Here is a 19433-nt window from a genome sequence, read left to right as displayed (position 1 = left end):
CGTCCCGGTGTACGGCAACGAGGCGACGCTGCGGCCGCTGGCGGAGCGGCTGGCCGCGGCGCTGGCCGGGCGGGACTGGCGGCTGCGCCTGGTGGTCGACGCCTCGCCCGACGGCAGGCCGGGCGCGCCCGACGGTCTCGCGGACGGCGTCGGCGTCGTGGACCGGGAAGACGCCGACGACGGCGCCGGTGGCCGGGTCCGTCGACTCAAAGGTCTGGGTGGTGGCGTGCCGGTCGACCGTGCCGGCGGCGGCGTCGGTGACCGTGTCCATCTGCTCGGCGAGCGACATGTGGCGCAGGTTACCCGGCAAGTTACTCACGCGTAGGTCCGGTCCGGGACCCATGCTCGTGCCCGTGGCCGACCCCTTCGACACCGCGGGGCTGCGCCGCCGCGTCCTCGCTGCGTGGACCGACTCCCCGGCGCGCTTCCGCGAGGACGCGAACGCCGAGGAGGACCTGGTCCGCGGCGGCTACCGGGACCGGCTGCTGGTCGAGCTGGCGCAGAACGCCGCCGACGCCGCGGTGCGCGCGGGCGTGCCCGGGCGGCTGCGGCTGGAGCTGGCCACGGTGGGCGGCGGGGGAGAGGTGCTGCGGGCGGCCAACACCGGCGCCCCGCTGGACGCCGCCGGGGTCACGGGGTTGGCCACGCTGCGCGCCTCCGCCAAGCGCGACGAGGCGCGGACCGTCGGCCGCTTCGGGGTCGGGTTCGCCGCCGTCCTCGCCGTCTCCGACGAGCCCGCCGTCCACTCCACCCCAGGCGGCGTGCGGTTCAGCGCGGCGCACACCCGCGCCGCGGTGGCCGACGTCCCCGCGCTCGCCGGCGAGCTGGCCCGCCGCGACGGCGCCGTGCCGGTGCTGCGGCTGCCGTGGCCGGCCGACGGGCCCCCGCCCGACGGGTTCGCCACCGAGGTCGTCCTGCCGCTGCGCGCCGGGTCGCGGGCCGCCGTCCGGGGCGCGCTGGAGGCGCTGGAGGCCGAGCTGCTGCTGGCGCTGCCGGGCCTCGCCGAGGTCGAGGTCGCCGTCGACGGCGCCGTCCGCACCCTGTCCTGCACGCGCACCCCGCCGCTGGCCCGGGTCCGCGACGGCGACCACACCACCACCTGGCGGCTGGCCACCCGCAGCGGCGAGCTGCCCGCGGAGCTGCTGGCCGGCCGCCCGGTCGAGGAGCGCGCCCGCCGCGGCTACGACGTCACCTGGGCGGTGCCCCTCGACGACGACGGCCGGCCGGTCCCGCTGACCGGGCGCCAGGTGGTGCACGCCCCGACCCCGAGCGACGAGCCGCTGTCCCTGCCGGTCCGGCTCGTCGCGCCGTTCCCGCTCGGCCCCGACCGCCGGCACGTGGCGCCCGGCCCGGTCACCGACGCGCTGGTCGTCGTCGCCGCGGACACCTACCCCGACCTGGTCACCGCGCTCCCGGCCGACCCCGCCGTGCTGGGCCTGGTGCCGCGCATCGGACTGGCCGCCGCCGAGCTCGACGCCGCCCTGGGCTCCGCCGTCCTCGACCGGCTGCGCGCCGCGGCCTGGCTGCCGGCTGCCGACGACCCCGCCCGCCGGCAGCCCCCGGACCGCGCCGCGGTCCTCGCCGACGACACCGACGAGCGGGTCGCCGTCCTCGCCGGGGTCGTGCCCGGCCTGCTGCCGGCGGGCTGGTCCCGGCGCGACGGGGCGCCCGCGCTGGCCGCTCTCGGCGTGCGGCGGATCGGCCCCGCCGAGGTGGTGGAGGCCGTCTCCGGGATCAGCCGGCCGGCGGACTGGTGGGCGCGGCTGTACGCCGCCCTCGACGGCGCCGACCGCGAGGAGCTGGGCGCGCTGCCGGTGCCGCTGGCCGACGGGCGGACCGCGCCCGGCCCGGCCGGGGTGCTGCTGCCCGGCGAGGACCTGCCGGTCGCCCGGCTGGGCCCGCTGCACCTGCGGGTCGCCGACCCCGGCGCCGTCGCCGACCCGGCCGCCCGGCGGCTGCTCGAGCGGCTGGGCGCCCGCCCGGCGGCCGCCGCGGTCGTGCTCGCCGACCCGGCCGTGCGGGGCGCCGTGGAGGAGTCGGTCGACGCGGTCGAGGAGGGCTTCGACGACGGCGACCCGGCGGCGCTCGCCGAGGCCGTGCTCGCGCTGGTGGCCGCGGCCGCCACCGCGCCGGGGGAGCTGCCCTGGCTGGCCGAGCTCGCCCTGCCCGACGCCGAGGGCGCGTGGGCGCCGGCGGGGGAGCTGCTGCTGCCCGGCGCGCCGCTCGCGGCCGTCCTCCGCGACGGCGCGCTGGGGACGCTGGACCCGGGGTTCGCCGCCGCGCACGACCCGGCCGTGCTGCGCGCGGCGGGCGTGCTCGCCGACTTCGCGCTGGTGCACGCCGACGACCCCGACGACCTCGACGTCGACGCCGCCGACGAGTGGGCCGACGCCGTCCTCGACCGCCTGCCGCCCGGCGGACCCCCGCCGGCGTGGCCGCCGCTGACCGCCGTCCGGGACCTGGAGCTGGTCGCCGACTGGGCCGGCGCGCTGCCGCTGCTGGCCGCCGCGCCGGAGGAGGCGTGGGCCGACGTCGTCCTCGACGGGGTCGCCGTGCCCTGCTACCTGCGCTGGTGGCTGAGCACCCACCCGGTGCTCGCCGGCCGGCGCCCCGACCGGCTGTGCGCGCCCGGCAGCCGGGAGCTGCGGGGGCTGTACGACCCCGCCGACGGGCCGGCGTCGGTGCTCGGGCGGCTGCGGTTGCCGGCCACCGTCGACGACGTCCTCGCCGACGTCGACACCGCGCTCGACCTGCTCGACCGGCTCGGCGACCCCGCGCGCACGGTGCCGCCGCCGGTGCTGCGCACGGTCCACGCCCGGCTGGCGCGCGCGCTCGACGGCGTCGACGTCGACCCGCCGCGCCGCGTGCGGGTCGCGCCGGACCGGGTCGCCGACCCCGCGCGGGAGGCCGTCGCCGTGCTCGACGTCCCGTGGGTGCAGCCGCTGGTCGACGCGCTGCTGGTCCCGGCCGGTGGCGCGCCGGCGGCGGTGGCCGACCTGCTCGACCTGCCGCTGGCCGGCGAGCGGGTGCGGGCGGAGGTCACCAGCACCCCGGTGCGCCGGCAGCCGTGGGCGTCGGTGCCGGGAGCCGGCCTGGCCGCCGCCCGGCTGGGCGTGCCGGAGCTGACCGGCGAGGTCGCCGTCCACGAGCCGCTGCTGGCCGGCGGCCGGCCGGTGCCGTGGTGGCCCGGCGACGGCGTCGACCACGTGGACGGCAGCCCCGCCGCCCTCGGTCGGGCGCTGGCCTGGCGGGCCCGCGCCTGGCCGCTGCGGCAGGCGCTGGCCGAGGCGTTCGCCGACCCCGGCCGGGCCGCCGACCTCGCCGCGGAGGACGCGATCGGCTAGCCCGGCCGGGTGCTCAGAACCAGCGCGGGACGGCCTGGGCGCCGGGGGCGTGCCCGTGCGCGGAGGCCCGGCCGCCTGTCCTCCGGCCCCTCTGCAGGGGCCCGCCGCGAGCGTGCGAGCGGTGGGGGGCAGAGGGGTCCTTCGACCACTGCTCGGCGGACAGGGACCCGGCCCGGGTGGTCGGGGCGAGCCCCGCGGTCCGCAGCCAGCGGACCCCGGCGACGCCGGGCAACTGGGCGCGCAGGACCGGGCCCAGCGCCGCGCCGGGCGAGGCGAGCACGGCCGAGGCCAGCCGCTCGAAGGCGGCGGCGTCCGCGGGCGGGAGGGCGTCGCGCGCGGCGGCAGCCGCGGCGGGCAGGGGACGGGAGGGACGTGACACGGGTGCCTCCGGGAGGAGGTCGGACCGGCCGCGGGCGGCCGGCAGCCAGGGGAGGGGCGCCCGGGAGGGGCGGAGGGGAGCGGGGAGCGGCGGCTCGACCCGCGGGCGTCCCGGTGGCAGGACGCGGACGTCGCGGCGAGGCGGTCGGCTCAGGAGCGCATGCCGCGACGGTAGGGAGCCCCGGCCCGGCCCGTCGAGTCCTTATCCGGGAGGCGGTTACCGCTGCGGGGCGTCGTCGGCGCCGGCCGAGCGGGCGGCCTTGCGCGCCTGGTGGGCCTCCCACCGCTCGCGGTCACGGGCGCGGGAGTCCGCGGTGCGCTCCCACCGGTCCTTGCGCCGGCGCGCGCGGATCATCTCCCGCTCCTCGAAGGAGGAGTGCGTGTCCCAGTCCCGGGCCACGAAGAGCACCAGGAGGAGCACGGCGCCGAAGATGACCAGCCCGGCGGCGACGATCACGTCCGGGATCGCGAGGAACGCCACGACCGAGACCGCCGCCCAGATGAGGCCCGCCAGCACCAGTCGCCCGTTCACGCCGTCCAGTATCCCCGCGTCCGGTGAGCGGGGGCCGTCCCCGGGGTACCGGGCGAGGAGTGCCTGGTCACGGCCCCGCGCGCCGCGGGCGACACGCCGGTCGACGCACGGTGGGCACCTCGGTGCGGACCTTGCGCCCCAACCGTCCCGCGCCTACCGTCCGGGTTGCGGTTCAACATCCAGCCGTGCTCCGCCAATGCCGGACTCCGCGCCGTGGTGTGGCTCTCGAGCCGCTGTCCTCCGCACGGGCCCGCCCTCGATCGAGAGGCGCACCGTGACCACACTCTCCTCAGGCCCCCCGACGACCTCGGGCGCCGCCGACGACCTGCTGACCGTCGAGACCGTCTCCCTCGACGGCGACACCCGGCTCCTGTGCGCCGGTGAGGTCGACTGCGCCAGCGCGCCGCTGCTCCGCCGTGAGCTCGACGGCGCCCTCGCCGCGGACCCGCGGGTGGTCACCGTGGACCTCGAGGCCGTGACCTTCCTCGACTCGGCCGGCCTGTCCGCGCTGGCGGTCGCGCACCGCACCGCCGAGGCGCAGGGCACCCGGCTGCGGGTGCTGGTCGGCACCCGGGCGGTGGCCCGGGCGCTGCAGGTCACCGGCCTCTGGGACCTGCTGGGCGTCGAGCAGGTCCGGCCCGGCGCCGGGGCCGGCGCCGCCTGACGGAGGGACTCCTCCTCCCCCCTCTCCGACGCTCGCGGCGGGCCCCTGCGAGGGGGCCGCTCCCGACCTGACTGCGCGCGGTGCCTCGCCGGGGAGCACACTCGGCGGCGGTGCGGGGCCTGCCCGCCGGCCGAGTCGAGGAGGAGGACGCCGTGCGTGACGCGGTCATCTGTGAGCCGCTGCGGACCCCGGTCGGGGGCTTCGGGGGGTCGCTGCGGGACGTGCCCGTGCAGGACCTCGCCTCCACCGTCGTCAGGGCGCTCATGGAGCGCACCGGCCTGCCGCCCGAGTCGGTCGACGACGTCGTCCTCGGCCACTGCTACCCGACCATGGAGGCACCGGCCATCGGCCGCGTCGCCGCGCTCGACGCCGGCCTGCCGGTGACCGCGAGCGGCATCCAGGTCGACCGCCGCTGCGGCTCGGGCCTCCAGGCGGTGCTGTACGCCGCGATGCAGGTGCAGACCGGCGCCGCCGACGTCGTGCTGGCCGGCGGTGCCGAGTCGATGAGCAACGCGCCGTTCTACTCGACCGCCATGCGCTGGGGCGTCAAGGCCGGCCCCGGCGTCCTGCTGCAGGACGGCCTGGCCCGCGGCCGCGTCACCGCCGGCGGCGTGAACCACCCGGTGCCCGGCGGCATGCTCGAGACCGCGGAGAACCTGCGCCGCGAGTACTCGATCGGCCGCGAGGAGCAGGACGAGTACTCCGTCCGCAGCCACCAGCGGGCCGCCGCCGCCACCGAGGAGGGCCGGTTCGCCGACGAGATCGTCCCGGTGACGGTCAAGGGCCGGAAGGGCGACACCGTCGTCGAGCGCGACGAGCACATCCGCCCCGACTCGAACGTCGAGACCCTCGCCAGGCTCCGCCCGATCATGGGCAGGGACGACCCCGAGGCCACCGTCACCGCCGGCAACGCCAGCGGCCAGAACGACGGCGCCGCGGTCTGCGTCGTCACCTCGCCGGAGAAGGCCGCCGAGCACGGGCTGCGCCCGCTGGCCCGTGTCGTGTCCTGGGCGGTGGCCGGCGTCCCGCCGCGGACCATGGGCATCGGCCCGGTCCCCGCGACGGCGAAGGCGCTGGACCTCGCCGGCCTCAAGCTCTCCGACATCGACCTCATCGAGCTCAACGAGGCCTTCGCCAGCCAGGTGCTGGCGGTGACCCGCGAGTGGGGCTTCACCGAGTCCGACTTCGACCGGATGAACGTCAACGGCTCGGGCATCTCGCTGGGCCACCCGGTCGGCGCCACCGGCGGGCGGATCCTCGCCACGCTGACCCGCGAGATGGACCGCCGCGGCGCCCGCTACGGCCTGGAGACCATGTGCATCGGCGGCGGGCAGGGCCTGGCCGCCGTCCTCGAGCGGGTGTGAGGACCCGCCCCGGCGTGTGACACCCCACCCGGCGTGTCCGGGGGCTGCCCGGCATGATCGGCCGGCAGCCCCCGACCCCGAGGAGAACCTCCCCATGAGCGAGTCCCCCGCCCGCGTCGCCATCGTGACCGGCGCCGCCCGCGGCATCGGTGCGGCCACCGCGCTCCGCCTGGCCGCCGACGGCTTCGCCGTCGCCGTGCTCGACCTCGACGAGTCCTCGACCGCGGGCACCGTCCAGGCGATCGAGGCCGCCGGGGGGCGCGCGCTGGGGGTGGGGGCCGACGTCGGCGACGCCGAGCAGGTGCAGGCCGCCGTCGACCGGATCGCCGCCGAGCTCGGCCCGCCGGTCGTGCTCGTGAACAACGCGGGCGTCACCCGCGACAACATGCTGTTCAAGATGACCGACGCCGACTGGGACCTGGTCATGCACGTCCACCTGCGCGGCTCGTTCCTCATGACCCGCGCCTGCCAGAAGCACATGGTGGACGCGAAGTGGGGCCGGGTGGTCAACCTGTCGAGCACCTCGGCGCTGGGCAACCGCGGCCAGGCCAACTACGCCACCGCGAAGGCCGGGCTGCAGGGCTTCACCAAGACCCTCGCCATCGAGCTGGGCATGTTCGGTGTCACCGCCAACGCGATCGCCCCGGGCTTCATCCAGACCGAGATGACCAGGGCGACCGCCGAGCGGATCGGCCGCGACTGGGAGGAGTACGTGGCCGAGCGCGCCGCGGCGATCCCGGTGGCCCGCGCCGGCGTGCCCGAGGACATCGCGCACACCGTCTCGTTCTTCGTCAGCGAGGGCGCGGGCTTCGTCTCCGGTCAGGTCGTCTACGTCGCCGGCGGCCCCCGCACCTGAGGAAGGCCCCCCACACCTCGCACGCGTAGGCGGAGGGCCCCTGCACGGGGGCCGTTCCCGCACGTCACTGCGACGGGTCGCGGTCGGGGTAGCGGGCGCGGGCCAGGGCGTAGACGCCGAACGCCGCGAACCCGGCCGCGACGACGGTGAGCAGCCACGGTCCCGCGCCGGTGCGGCCGATCGTGGTCACCGCGCCGTCCAGGCCGGTGGCGGTGGAGACGTCGGCCGTCGTCGCCGCGCGCCACAGCAGCACCCCGACGACGCCGAACGCCACGCCCTTCGCCACGTACCCGACCCGCCCCACGGCCTCGATCACCGGCTCCCACCGGTCGGGGGCGGCGGGCAGGTCGACGTCCTTCATGAAGCCGCCGGTGGCCCCGCGCCACAGCGAGTACAGGCCCACCGCGACGACGCCGGTGGCCGCGACCGCCACCGCCACCGCGCCGCCGGGCACCTCGAGGGTCTCGCCGGTCAGCTCGCGCAGCCGCTCGTCGGCCTCGTACTCGGCGCCGACGGCGAACAGCAGCGCGGTGACGCCGAGGACGGCGTACACGAACGCCTTGGCCAGGCACTTGGCGCAGACGACGGCGGTGCGGGTGCGGTGCGCCGGGTCGAGCAGCCCGCGCCACCACAGCAGCACCTCACCGCCCTGCCAGAGCGCCAGCGCCAGCAGTCCCAGGCCGATCGCCCACAGCAGCACCGACCCGCCGGGGGTGCCGGCGACCGTCTCCAGCGCCCCGGTCTGGTCGGCGTCGGTGCCGCCGGCGCCGCGGGAGACCCGCCAGGTCAGCCAGCCGATGAGCAGGTGCACCACCCCGTAGGCGACGAGCCCGACGCGGGCGGCGGCCTCCAGCACCGGGTGGTCGGTGACCTCCCGGGCGGCCGTGACCGCCCGGTGCACGCGGGAGAGCGGCCCCGTCACGTCCGCTCGGGGTAGCGCGCCCGGACGAAGCAGAAGACGCCGAACGCGGCGATGCCCACGGCCACCAGGGTCAGCAGCGCCTGCCCGAACGGGGCCTCGAGGATGGTGCGCATCGCGCCGTCGAGGCCCGAGACCTTGGCCGGGTCGACCGTGACCGCCGCGTAGACCAGCAGCGCGCCGACCACCCCGAACGCCACGCCCTTGGCCGGGTAGCCGACCTGGCCGAGGCGGGTGACCGTGCGGCGGGCGGCCGGGGGTGCGGCGGCGAGGTCGATCTCGTCGACGAAGCTCTTCCTGACGCCCTTGAGCACGTGGTGGACGCCGATGCCGATGACCACCAGGCCGGCCGCGCCGACCAGCCAGCGCCCGCCGGGCCAGCCGAACACGCCGGCCGCGGTCTGCTGCTGCTGGGCCGCGCTCGACTGGCCGGCGCCGGTGGCGAACCGGAACGCGGTCACCGCCAGCACGACGTAGACGACCGCCTTGGCCAGCGCCTTGACCGACTTCGTGACCGCCTTCGTGCGCAGCTCGCCCGACGCCGACCAGCCGTACCGCCAGCGCAGCACCTCGGCGGCCTGCCACAGCGCGAGTGCGACCAGCCCGATGGCGAGCACCCACAGCAGCGGCTTGCCGACCGACGTGGCGGCGAGGGTGCCGAGCGCGCCGGACTGGTCGGCCGGCTGCCCGCCGCCACCCCAGGCCAGCTGCAGCGCCAGCCAGGCGACCAGCAGGTGGACGACGCCGTAGGCGACCAGCCCCACGCGCGCCAGGTTCTCGAGGGCGTCACTCCTGCCGGACCTGCCCGCCGCCGTCCCCGTTCCGGTCATGGCCGCCCTCCTCGGTCCGCTCCTGTGCCGCGTCAGCGTGGCACGGGGACGGCCGCCGCGCCGGTCAGCCGACCGGGTGCCGGGCCCGGGCCAGCAGGTAGACGGCGAAGGAGGCCAGCCCGGTGGCGACGACGACCAGCAGCCACCGGCCGTAGGGCTCCCCGGCGACGGCGCGCAGCGCCCCGTCGAGACCGGTGGCGCGCGCCGGGTCGAAGGTCGCCGCGGCCCAGCCCACGATGCCGCCGACGAGGACCAGCGCCACGCCCTTGAGCACGAAGCCCACCTGGGCGAACCGGTGGGTGAGCCGGCACAGCGCCGGGGCGACGGTGCGGAGGTCGATCTCCCCGAGGAAGTCCGACCGCAGCCCCTTGCGCACGTGGTAGAGCCCGATGCCGACGACGACCGCCGCGACGCCCACCACCAGCTCCTGCCCGGCCGGCCACGACAGCACGCCCCGCACGGCCTCGCGGTCCTCGGCGGGCGGCTGCACCAGGCCCAGGGCCTGCCGGACCGCCGCCACCGCCAGGTAGCCGTAGAGGGCCGCCGTCCCCACGGTCTTGACCACCTGCACCAGCGCCGCGCGGCGCTCGCGGCCCGGCGGCGGCAGCCGGTGGTGGTGGCGCAGCACCTCGACCGCCTGCCACAGGCACAGGCCGGCCAGCGCGCCGGCCAGCACCCACAGCAGGACGTTGCCCAGCGGGGTGGCGGCGAGCAGGGCGAGCGCGCCGGCGGAGTCGGTCGACTCGGCGGGGGTGACCAGCCCGGGCGTGCCCCAGCCCAGCTGCAGCGCCAGCCAGGCGACCAGCAGGTGGATGAGGGCGTAGCCGACCAGCCCGGCGCGGGCGACGTGCTCGAGCAGGCGGCTGCGGGCAGCGCGCTGCGGCGCCCGGACCCCGCCCTCGGTCACGCCGCCCCCGTCGTCCTCGCCCGTGCGCCTGCTCGCGCGGGACCCGAGCGTCGCACGCGCCGGGCCGCCGCGCCGGGTCCGGCGGCCGATGCGGGACACTGGGCGTCGTGGTCAACGCGACGACGGCACGCACGAAGACAGGTCCCGCTCCTCTCCGCACGGAGCGGGACGTCGCCCGCCGCGCCTGGCCGCTGCGCGCCGCCCTCGGCGTCGTGCTCGTCGTCCTCGCGGTGCTCGCCGTCGTGACCGGGGACCTCGGCGCCCGGCTGCTGCTGGGCGGGCTGGGCGTCCTCGCCGCCGCCCGCGGCGCCGGGCTGCTGCGCGCCGGATCGGTCCCGGCCGGGGCGGCCGCCGTCGCCGGCGGGGTCGCCGCGGTCGCGGTCGCCGTCGTCTCCGCCGCCGCGACCGGCTGGGTGCTGCTCGCCGGCGTCCCGCTGGTGCTGCTCGCCGGCTCGGCCGTGGCGTTCGCCCGCGGGGGCGCCGCCCGCCGCGGCGGCGCGGCGCTGCTGGTGTGGACGGTGCTGGTCGGCGCGCTGCTCGCCGGCACGCTCGCCGTCCAGGGCGCCGGCCGCGCCGCCGACGTCGCCACGGTGGTCGCCGCCCTGGCCACCGGCCTGGCGGCGGTGCCGCTGCTGGTCGCCGCGGCCGGCCTGCGCGCCGTCGCCACCGCCCCGGCGCCGGCCCGTCCGGCCGGGTGCGCGGGCTGCGCCTGCTCGGCCGGCGGCTGCGGCGTCCCGCAGGCCGGCTGACGCGGCCGCTCCGGTCGCGAGTCCGCACCCGCTGCCGTTCCGTCGCGGCGGTGCCGTGGGTAGGGGACCGGGCGTGAGTGGACACGTCTTCGTCGTCGGCGCCGACCTGACCCGCCTGTCCTGCGACGACGTCCTGGTGCCCACCGGCCGGACGCTGCGCGTCGCCGCCAGCTGGCGGGCGCTGCTGCCCGACGACCTGGTCACCGATGAGGACGCCGACGGCGTGTGCGTCGACCTGGCGTGGCACGGCGACGAGCGGGTGCTCGAGGTCCCCGGCAGCGGGCCGCGGCGGGCCTGGCTGCTCGACACCGTCGACGACCGCGGCCGCGGGCCGGGCTGGCTGCTCGACGGCGCCCGCGAGGCGCTGGCCGCCGTCGCCCGCCGCGAGGTGACCGAGCCGGTGCACGGCCGGGCGCGGCGGCTGGTCGGGCTGCCGGCGCTGGGCACCGGCTGGGGCGGGGCGGCCGGGCGGCGCGGCGACCTGCTGCAGCAGCTGCTGCCGGTGCTGCGCGAGGCCGCCGACGAGCACGGCTTCGACGTCGCGCTGGTGCTGCGCGGGCCCAGCGACCTCGCCGCCGCCCAGCGGGTGCGCCGCGGCGACGACGGTGGCTGGGACCTGCCCGAGCCGCTGAGGGCGCTGGCCGAGCAGCTGGGGGAGCGCGCCCGCCGCGGCCAGCTGGCGCTGTTCATCGGCGCCGGGGTCAGCGCCGCCGCCGGCCTGCCGACGTGGGAGGAGCTGCTCGGGGAGCTGGCCGCCCGCTCCGGCCTCGACGACGACCTGCGCGAGGGGCTGTCCCGGCTGCCTCCGCAGGACGCCGCGGCGCTGCTGGCCCGGGAGCTCGGCCGTGACGAGCTCGAGCGGTTCGTGCAGGAGCGCTTCGGTCCCGGGCCGTACGCGCTGGCGCACGCGCTGATCGCCGACCTGCCGGTGCAGGAGTTCGTGACCACCAACTACGACCCGCTGGTCGAGCTCGCCGCCGCCGACATGGGCCGGGAGCTGTCGGTGCTGCCCTACGACGAGCCCCGGCCCGGCCGGCCGTGGCTGCTCAAGCTGCACGGCGACGCCGCGCACCCGGCCGGCGTCGTGCTGACCCGCGAGGAGTACCTGCAGCTCGGCGACTCCCGCGCCGCGCTCTCCGGCGTCCTGCACTCGCTGCTGCTCACCCGGCACGTGCTGTTCGTGGGCACCTCGATGCTCGACGACGACCTGATCCGCATCGCCCACCAGGTGCGCAGCGCGGTCCAGGTGCCCGGGCGCGAGCCGCGCCGCCGCTCCGGCACGGTGCTCGCGCTGCGCGAGGACGCCGCCCGCAGCCGGCTGTGGGAGCAGGACGTCGAGACCGTGGCGATGGGCGGGGCGGACGCCCCGCCGGCCGAGGCCGCGCGCCGGCTGGAGGTGCTGCTGGACCTGCTCGGCTGCCTGTCCACGCCGCCCACCGGGTACCTGCTCGACCCGGCCTACCGCGGGATGCTCTCGGACGAGGAGCGGGTGCTGGCCGAGGCGCTGCAGGGGGTCGCCGAGGCGCTGCCGGAGGGGGCGTCGACGCCGTCGGCGGCGGGGGAGGTGGCCGCGCTGCTGCGCCGGCTGGGCGCCGGGCGCTCCGGCGGCCGGCGCGACGGGTCCGGCGACGACCGGCCCGTCGACGACCGCCCCGTCGACGAGGCCACCGACGCCCGCGACGACCGGCTGCAGCAGCAGCGCCCGGGCTGAGGTCGGCCCCACCCGGCCGAGGTTGACCCGCCCTCGTACGGGGAACCGCGGGACCCATGCGCCTGGAGAACTCCCTCGCCCTGCTCACCAAGGGCTACGCCTGGCTGCCCGACCTGCGCCGCGCCCGCGGCCGGCACGCCGTCGGGACGCGGCTGGGCGGCCTGCCCGCGGTCGGCATCGAGGGTCCCGAGGCGGCGCGGTTCCTCTACGACGAGGACCACGTGCACCGCGCGCACGCCATCCCCGAGCCGGTGCAGGGCACGCTGTTCGGCAAGGGCGCGGTGCACACCCTGGACGGCGAGGCGCACCGGGTCCGCAAGGCGATGTTCGTCCGGGTGCTCATGGACCCCGCCGCGATCGACGCGCTCGCCGAGCGGGCCGGCGCCGCCTGGGACGACGCCGCCCGCAAGTGGTCCGGCCGCCCCGAGTTCGTGCTGTTCGACGAGTCGGCGCGGGTGATCGCCGGCGCGGTGACCCGCTGGGCCGGGATCACGGTCGCCGACGACGAGGTGCCCGCGCTGGCCCGCGACCTGCTGGCGATGGTCGACGGCTTCGCCACCGGCGGGCCGCGGCACTGGCGCGCGCGGCGGGCCCGCGGCCGGCGGGAGGAGTGGCTCGCCGGGATCGTCCAGCGGGTCCGGTCCGGCGAGCTGGTCGTGCCGGCGGGGTCGGTGCTGCAGGTCGTGGCCGCGCACCGGGACGCCGACGGCGGGCTGCTCGACCCGCGGGTGGCCGCCGTCGAGCTGCTCAACGTCATCCGCCCGACCACCGCCGTCGCCTGGTTCCTGGCCTTCTCCGGGCACGCGCTCGCCACCTGGCCCGACTACCGCGGCAAGCTGGCCGCCGCCGATGCCTCCTTCGCCGAGGCGTGGGCCCACGAGGTGCGGCGCTTCTACCCCTTCGCGCCGTTCATCGGCGGCCGGGCGCCGCAGCGGCTGGAGTTCGCCGGGCAGACGATCCCGAAGAACGCGATGGTGCTGCTGGACCTGTACGGGCAGAACCACGACCCGGACCTGTGGGAGGAGCCCTACGCCTTCCGCCCCGAGCGGTTCCTCGACCGGGGGATCGGCGAGTTCGACCTCGTGCCGCAGGGCGGCGGCGACCCGCGGACGAACCACCGCTGCCCCGGCGAGCAGATCACGGTCGCGCTGCTCGCCGCGCTGGCGCCCCGGCTGGCCCGGCTGCAGGCGGACTTCGCCCCCGGCCAGGACCTGACCATCTCGCTGCACCGCATCCCCGCCCTGCCGGCCAGCCGCGTGGTCATGCAGCCGCGCTGACCGGGTCCCCCCGCACACGCTCGTGCTCTGCCCCGCCCGTGGGGGCAGAGCTCGAAGAGAGGTCCGACGGGTGTCCCTCCACGCGCTCGTGCTCTGCCCCGTATGTGGGGGCAGAGCACGAGCGTCCGCGGAGGAGGGGTCACCGGGGGTCGAGCCACCAGAGCACGGCCTCGCCGTCGCAGCGGGCGGTCACCGCGATGCGGCCGTCGTCCCCGGCGTGCAGGTACCCGGCCAGCTCGTCGCACAGGCCGAGCGGCGTCCCGACCGCACCCGTGACCAGGTCGACGACGACCACCGACGCCGCGGCCGACTCCTGCTGCAGCGTCAGCCACAGCGCCGTCCCGTCGAACTCGGCGTCGGTGACCGGCGTGCCGCGGAAGGCGCCGTCGGCGGTGAGCACCGTGGGCTCGGTCGCGCCCACGCCGACGGTCACCACGTGCTCGCGGTCGGCGCCGTCGGCGTCGGCGCCGCGGACCACCGCGTACACGGTGCCGTCGTCGACCACGACCAGGTCCTGGACCCCGGTGCGGACGAAGCCGGGCGTGAGGTCGACCGGCGCGCTCCGCGGCAGGAGGTCAGGCGTCAGGGGCAGCAGCAGGCTGCGGGCCGGCGCTCCCGTGTCGGGCCCCGGGGTCGTCGCGGCCAGGACCACGCGGGAGCCGTCGGGGGACACCGCCACCGCCCCGACCTCCGCGGAGGTGGGCTCGACCCCGTCGACGGCGAGGTCGACGTCCGCCGAGGCCCGGACCGCGCCGGTGGCCGGGTCCACGGCGAGCAGCAGCGGGGGACCGGCGCTGCGGGACACGGCCACGTACAGGACGCCGTCGGGGCCCAGGGTCGCGGCCGAGCCGGTGAGCAGCGCGTCCCCGGGGACGGCGACCGGGAGGGTGGCGGTGACCGTCCCGGTCGCCGGGTCGACGACCTGCAGCGCGTAGCCGACCGGTCCCGCGCCCGGCCACACCGGCCCGGCCACCACGGCCGCACCCCCGGAGCCGAACGCGGTGTCCGGGCGGGAGCCGGGCGCCAGCTCCGCCGTCGCCTGCACCGTCGTGCCGTCCGGGCCGACGACGGCCAGCGCGGCGCCCGGCGCGGTGCCGTCCGCGGTGTCGTCACCGGCCAGCACGACGAGCGTGGTGCCGTCCGGGCCGGCGGAGACCCCGCGGGCGTCGGTGCGGTCGCCGGCCGGGACGGTGCCGGGCGCGGACACGGTGGTGCGCGCGACCTCGGCCGCCGGCGCGGCGGACCAGGGCTCGGCCGCCGGGCCCGGGGAGCACGCGGCCGTCGCGAGCAGCGCGGCGGGGAGCAGGGCGGACACGGTCAGCAGGCGGGAGCGGGACACGCCGTCCACACTCCGGACCGCGCTTGCACCGCACTGCGCCCGCGGTTGGACCCCGCTAGGCCGCCTCGGCCGCCAGCCGGCCGAGCACCGCGGGCAGCGGGCCGGGGGAGAGCACGGTCAGCCGCTGGGTGGCGCGGGTGAGCGCGACGTAGAGGTCGTTGAGCCCGCGCACGCCCTCGTCGAGCACGCCCTGCGGGTCGGCGACCACCACCGAGTCGAACTCCAGGCCCTTGGCCTCGCCCGGGGTGAGCACCACCGGCCCCAGCGAGGAGTCCGCGCCCGGCCCCGACTGCACGTCCGGCCGCAGCTCCGCGAGCGCCGCGACGACGCCGGCGACCCGGCTCGGCGGCACGAGCACCGCCGTCGTCCCCTCCCGGCCGGCGAGGTCCGCGGCCACCGCGGCGACCCGCCCGGCCAGCGCGGACTCCCCGGTGACCTCCGCGACCGGCGGCGTGCCGCCGGTGCGCACCGACCGCGGCGGCCGCAGCCCGGTGCCGGTCGCGGCCAGCACGTCGGCGGCCACCGCCATCACCTCGGCCGGGGTGCGGTAGTTGACGGTCAGCTCCTCCAGCCGGAACGCGTCGCCGACGTGCGGGCGCAGGACGGCGTCCCACCGCTGCGCGCCGCCGAGGCTGCCGGTCTGCGCGACGTCGCCGACGACGGTCATCGACCGGGTCGGGCAGCGGCGCACCAGCAGCCGCCAGGCCATCGGCGAGAGCTCCTGCGCCTCGTCGACGACGACGTGCCCGAAGGTCCACGTGCGGTCGGCGGCCGCCCGCTCGGCGGTGGTGCGCAGGTCCAGCTCGCGCTGCCGGTCGGCGAGGTCCTCGGCCGAGAGCAGGTCGCCGGCGCTGAGCACCTCGGCCTCCAGGTGCTCGTCCTCCAGGTCCACCGACCGGGAGCCGTGCAGCACGTCGAGGGTCTCCTGGGCCCGCTGCAGCGCGCGGCGGCGGTCCCGGTCGGCGCGGGCGCGCTGCGCGCTGTCGTCGAAGCCGAGCAGCTCCTCGGCCTCCTCCAGCAGCGGGACGTCGGCCGGGGTCCACTGCACCGGTGACGCGGCGCTGCCGCGCGGGCGGTGCAGCAGCGCGCGGTCGGCGTCGGACCAGCCGGGGGTGGCCGCGGCGATCCGCGCCGGGTCGGCGAACAGGTCGGTGAGCAGCCGCTCGGGGGTGAGCACCGGCCACAGCTCCGCGAGCAGCGACCGCACGCCCGGGTCCTCGCTCACCTCGCGGCGCAGCGCGGCGACGTCCTCCCGGTCGAGCAGGCCCGCGCCGCCGTCCACGTCCCGGCCGAGCCGGTCGGCGTAGCGCTTGGTCAGCGTGTCGACGACGCGGCGGACGAACACCGGCCGGGCCAGGTTGTGCAGCGGGTCCGCGCGGCGCGCCGCGTTCTGCGCGCGGGTGACGTCGATCGGCCGCAGCCGCAACGGGAACCCGTCGACCTCGACCTCCCGCGGCGCGGCGGGCACCACCTGCCGGTCGGCGATGGCGGCGCGCAGCACGTCGACCATCTCCAGCCGGCCCTTGACCGCCGCGCTCTCCGGCGACTCCTCGCCCCGGGCGTCCAGGCCCGGGCGCAGCTGCCCGAGCCCGGCCAGCAGCACGCCGGTCTCGCCGAGGGAGGGCAGCACGTCGGCGATGTAGCGCAGGAAGGTCGGCGTCGGGCCGACGACGAGCAGGCCGCGGCGGGCCAGCCGCTCGCGGTGCGTGTAGAGCAGGTAGGCCGCCCGGTGCAGCGCGACGGCGGTCTTGCCGGTGCCCGGCCCGCCCTGGACGACGAGCACGCCCGCGGCGTCGCTGCGGATCACCCGGTCCTGCTCGGCCTGGATGGTGCGGACGATGTCGGTCATCCGCCCGGTGCGCGAGGCGTCGAGCGCGGCCAGCAGCGCGGTCTCGCCGGTCAGGCCGGAGCCCATGACGCCGTCGGTGAGCACCTCGTCGTCGAGGCGGACGACGGTGCGCCCGCGGGTGCGGATGTGCCGGCGGCGCACGATGCCCAGCGGCTGCACCGGCGTCGCGACGTAGAACGGCCGGGCCGCGGGGGCCCGCCAGTCGACCAGCGCCGGGTCCTGCGCGGGGTCGTCCCCGGGCAGGCCGATCCGGCCGACGTAGAGGGCGCCGCCGTCGTCGGCGCGGTCGATGCGGCCGACGACCAGCCCGGCCTCGGCGGCGTCGAGCGCGACCACCCGCTCGCCGTGGAAGCGGACGGTGGCGTCGCGCTCCTGCAGCGCCTGCGGGTCGACGGCCGGCCAGGTGATCGCCTGCCGCCAGCGGGTGCTGGCCAGCTCGCGGGCCGCGTCCAGCCGGCGGTACAGGTCGGTGACGTACTCCTGCTCGAGGGCCACCTCGGTGTCGAGGCCTGCGGTGTCGAGGCCTGCGGTGTCGAGGTCTGCGGCGTCGAGGTCGGGGTCGGGGGCGACGTCGGACGGGCTCGCCGGCAATGCACTTCCCTCTGCTAGAATGGTCGGCAATCTCTCTTCGGTGCCATTCCGGCGCCATTCCTGACGCGCGCGGCAATCGACCATCCTGCGCCTGTCCACCCCCCGCTGTCACCTCTGCGCCGCGTGTCGGCGGGAGGGATCCACCACGGGCGCGGCCGGCCGGGCCCCCGTGGCCCCGGCCGGCCGGACTCCGGATGCGGTGCGGTCAGAACAGGCCGGCCAGCTCGCGCAGCGCGGTGGTGACCGTGTCGCCGGTCCACTCGTGCGCGGTGTCCCCGGCGGCGGTGTCCCCTGCAGAGGTGTCCCCTGCGGAGGTGTCCTGGGCGGCGGTGAACGTGCCGCCGTCCGCCGGCTCGATCCCGCTGTCGTCGGAGTCGGAGGTCAGGCCGTAGCCGTACTCGACCGACACCTCCCAGTAGGTCCAGCCGTCGGCCTCGGCGAAGACGTAGGTCACCGACGCGTAGGCGTAGGAGGTCGGGGCCATCGGCTCGGACCAGTCGGCGTACCCGTCGTCGTCGACGTCGTAGGCGGCGGCGTCCAGGTAGCCGTCGAGGTCGGAGTCGGCGCCCCACACGTCGGGCAGGCCGTTGCCGGTGGTGTCGACGCCGACCTCCTCGACGTAGCCGTCCTCGTCGCCGTCGAAGGCGAAGGTGTCGGGCCAGCCGTCGAGGTCGGTGTCGACGGCGACCTGCTCGACGTAGCCGTTCTCGTCCCAGTCGACCGCCCAGGTGTCCTCGTAGAGGTCGCCGCTGTCGTCGAAGGCGTACAGGTCGACGTAGCCGTTCGCGTCGTTGTCGTAGGCGTTGTAGGCGACCGAGCCGGCCGACGCGGTGCCGGCGGTGGCGAGCACGGCGGCGAACGCGGTCGCGGGGACGGCGGTGCGCAGCAGGGTCCGGGTCAGGGCGGTGCGGGTCAGGGCGGTGCGGGTCATGGCAGTGCCTCCTCGGTGGTCGAGCCGCTGTCCGGCTCGCTGCGAGGACGCTCCCGCGCACCTCCTGTACGGGACTGGGCGCCGACTGGAGGCCCGGCTTGCACCCGCGTCCCAGTGGGCTGCCAGTGGCTCGTGGCGGGATGGGTGGGGAGCCGGGGGAGACCGTGCCGTCCCGCAACCCGCAGGACACCTCCCCGACATCCCGGCTGCCTACCGTCGGAGGCTCCCGGACGACAGGGGAGAACACCATGTCCACGACCACGACCGAGCGCCCCACCGAGCGGGCGTCCTGGACCTGCCCGAACTGCCACGGCGAGACCACCACGGCCAAGAAGCGCTGCCGGGACTGCGGCACCTCGCGCTTCTGACCCCTGCGGGAGCGGGCTCGTCGTCGCGCCCGCTCCCTCGGCCCGCCCTCAGTGCGAGGGCGGGGCACCCCGCAGCCGGACCACCGCCGCGCGGTAGCGCGCCCGCCCGGCCAGCCGCCAGACCAGCCGGGTCCCCCGGCCCAGCCCCGCCATCAGCCGCGCCTGCTCCGCCGGTGCGGCGTCCTCGAGGGCCAGCCCCAGCACCGTCAGCCGCTCGCGCGCCGACAGGGCCGGCCGCGCGGCGTGCACGATCGCCGTCCACTCCCGCGCCGGCAGGTGCGCCTCCAGCAGCGGCAGCAGCTCCCGCTCCTCGGCCGCGGTCTGCGCGTCCACGACGGCCGCGAGGTCCAGGCAGGCCAGCGCGAAGGCGTCGCGGGCCGGCGGCGTGCCGGCGACCGCCCACTGCCGGGCGGCGGTGGACAGGTCGCGCAGGCGGTTGTCGACGGCGGCGCAGCGGGTGGTCCACGCGGCGACCCGCGCCCGCGCGGGCCCCGCGGCGCCGGCCGGCACCGCGCGCTCCAGGGCCGGCCACAGCAGCTCGCGCTCCACGGCGTGGTGGCCCAGCAGCACCCGCCCGACGAGGTCGGCGTGCCGGGTCAGGGCCGCGGTGCGTGCGGCGTCGCCGGGCGGCGCCCAGGTCGCCAGCTCGGCCAGGGTCCGCAGCTCCCGGCGGACCAGCCGGTGCAGGACGCGCTGGGAGTCGCCGGCCCGGGTGGTGGCGGGCGCCTCCGCGGCGGGTGCGGGGGGACGCAGGGAGGTCGGGACGGCGGTCACGGGGCACCTCCGGTGCAGCTCACGGGGGGAGGGGCCGGACGGTCTCGTCC

Annotated in this window: 16 protein-coding genes and 1 pseudogene; 8 read left to right on the top strand and 9 right to left on the bottom strand. The window is 78.1% G+C overall.

Annotation, left to right across the window (positions count from 1 at the left end; translation table 11 throughout):
• A pseudogene (locus tag ACI79Z_RS05215) lies at positions 1-325 on the top strand (hypothetical protein); the annotation flags it as partial.
• 28 nt (positions 326-353) lie between these two features.
• Positions 354-3344 (top strand): sacsin N-terminal ATP-binding-like domain-containing protein, encoded by a 2991-nt coding sequence (locus ACI79Z_RS05210; protein WP_456901929.1) that lies wholly within the window; start codon positions 354-356, stop codon positions 3342-3344.
• A 13-nt stretch (positions 3345-3357) separates the two neighbouring features.
• Here the strand turns inward: ACI79Z_RS05210 and ACI79Z_RS05205 are convergent, their stop codons facing one another.
• Both ACI79Z_RS05205 and ACI79Z_RS05200 read right to left on the bottom strand, forming a co-directional pair.
• The gene (locus tag ACI79Z_RS05205) at positions 3358-3723 is read right to left on the bottom strand and encodes a hypothetical protein (protein ID WP_456901928.1); all 366 of its coding nucleotides are present in this window, start codon (positions 3721-3723) and stop codon (positions 3358-3360) included.
• A 216-nt stretch (positions 3724-3939) separates the two neighbouring features.
• A complete protein-coding gene (locus ACI79Z_RS05200; RefSeq protein ID WP_387992850.1) occupies positions 3940-4254 on the bottom strand; it encodes a hypothetical protein in 315 nt (104 codons plus the stop codon).
• 274 nt (positions 4255-4528) lie between these two features.
• Between ACI79Z_RS05200 and ACI79Z_RS05195 the strand changes: the two genes are divergently transcribed.
• The 3 genes from ACI79Z_RS05195 to ACI79Z_RS05185 all read left to right on the top strand — a co-directional run bounded on the left by ACI79Z_RS05195 (position 4529) and on the right by ACI79Z_RS05185 (position 7138).
• On the top strand, positions 4529-4918 hold the full coding sequence (locus ACI79Z_RS05195; RefSeq protein ID WP_387992852.1) for an STAS domain-containing protein: 390 nt from the start codon (positions 4529-4531) through the stop codon (positions 4916-4918).
• Between the two features lie 152 nt (positions 4919-5070).
• Positions 5071-6282: an acetyl-CoA C-acetyltransferase gene (locus ACI79Z_RS05190; protein WP_387992855.1), complete on the top strand. Its 1212-nt coding sequence runs from the start codon at positions 5071-5073 to the stop codon at positions 6280-6282.
• Positions 6283-6376: 94 nt separating this feature from the next.
• The gene (locus ACI79Z_RS05185; RefSeq protein ID WP_456901927.1) at positions 6377-7138 is read left to right on the top strand and encodes an SDR family oxidoreductase; all 762 of its coding nucleotides are present in this window, start codon (positions 6377-6379) and stop codon (positions 7136-7138) included.
• Between the two features lie 64 nt (positions 7139-7202).
• On the opposite strand, the gene ACI79Z_RS05180 is transcribed toward ACI79Z_RS05185, so the two are convergent.
• From ACI79Z_RS05180 to ACI79Z_RS05170, 3 genes are all read right to left on the bottom strand, one after another.
• Complete coding sequence (locus ACI79Z_RS05180; RefSeq protein ID WP_456901926.1) at positions 7203-8060, bottom strand: DUF1206 domain-containing protein; 858 nt, start codon at positions 8058-8060, stop codon at positions 7203-7205.
• Entirely contained in the window at positions 8057-8887 is an 831-nt protein-coding gene (locus tag ACI79Z_RS05175) for a DUF1206 domain-containing protein (RefSeq protein ID WP_456901925.1), read from the bottom strand. Before ACI79Z_RS05175 ends, ACI79Z_RS05180 begins: the two co-directional genes overlap by 4 nt.
• 64 nt (positions 8888-8951) lie before the next feature.
• Positions 8952-9794, bottom strand: coding sequence for a DUF1206 domain-containing protein (locus ACI79Z_RS05170; RefSeq protein WP_387992865.1), 843 nt, complete (start codon positions 9792-9794; stop codon positions 8952-8954).
• Between the two features lie 107 nt (positions 9795-9901).
• Here ACI79Z_RS05170 and ACI79Z_RS05165 point away from each other — a divergent pair, with 107 nt between their 5' ends.
• From ACI79Z_RS05165 to ACI79Z_RS05155, 3 genes are all read left to right on the top strand, one after another.
• Entirely contained in the window at positions 9902-10543 is a 642-nt protein-coding gene (locus tag ACI79Z_RS05165) for a hypothetical protein (RefSeq protein ID WP_456901924.1), read from the top strand.
• A gap of 73 nt (positions 10544-10616) precedes the next feature.
• Positions 10617-12254 (top strand): SIR2 family protein, encoded by a 1638-nt coding sequence (locus ACI79Z_RS05160; RefSeq protein ID WP_456901923.1) that lies wholly within the window; start codon positions 10617-10619, stop codon positions 12252-12254.
• 56 nt (positions 12255-12310) lie between these two features.
• On the top strand, positions 12311-13531 hold the full coding sequence (locus ACI79Z_RS05155) for a cytochrome P450 (protein WP_456901922.1): 1221 nt from the start codon (positions 12311-12313) through the stop codon (positions 13529-13531).
• A gap of 139 nt (positions 13532-13670) precedes the next feature.
• On the opposite strand, the gene ACI79Z_RS05150 is transcribed toward ACI79Z_RS05155, so the two are convergent.
• The 4 genes from ACI79Z_RS05150 to ACI79Z_RS05135 form a co-directional block, all read right to left on the bottom strand.
• Positions 13671-14870: a hypothetical protein gene (locus ACI79Z_RS05150; RefSeq protein ID WP_456901921.1), complete on the bottom strand. Its 1200-nt coding sequence runs from the start codon at positions 14868-14870 to the stop codon at positions 13671-13673.
• A 55-nt stretch (positions 14871-14925) separates the two neighbouring features.
• Positions 14926-17310: a HelD family protein gene (locus ACI79Z_RS05145; RefSeq protein WP_456901920.1), complete on the bottom strand. Its 2385-nt coding sequence runs from the start codon at positions 17308-17310 to the stop codon at positions 14926-14928.
• A gap of 205 nt (positions 17311-17515) precedes the next feature.
• Complete coding sequence (locus ACI79Z_RS05140; RefSeq protein WP_456901919.1) at positions 17516-18241, bottom strand: hypothetical protein; 726 nt, start codon at positions 18239-18241, stop codon at positions 17516-17518.
• 416 nt (positions 18242-18657) lie between these two features.
• A complete protein-coding gene (locus ACI79Z_RS05135; protein WP_456901918.1) occupies positions 18658-19383 on the bottom strand; it encodes a hemerythrin domain-containing protein in 726 nt (241 codons plus the stop codon).
• Positions 19384-19433 lie beyond the last annotated feature (50 nt).

Source organism: Geodermatophilus sp. SYSU D00663 (genome assembly GCF_054050655.1).
This window is presented reverse-complemented; position numbering and strand designations above follow the sequence as displayed.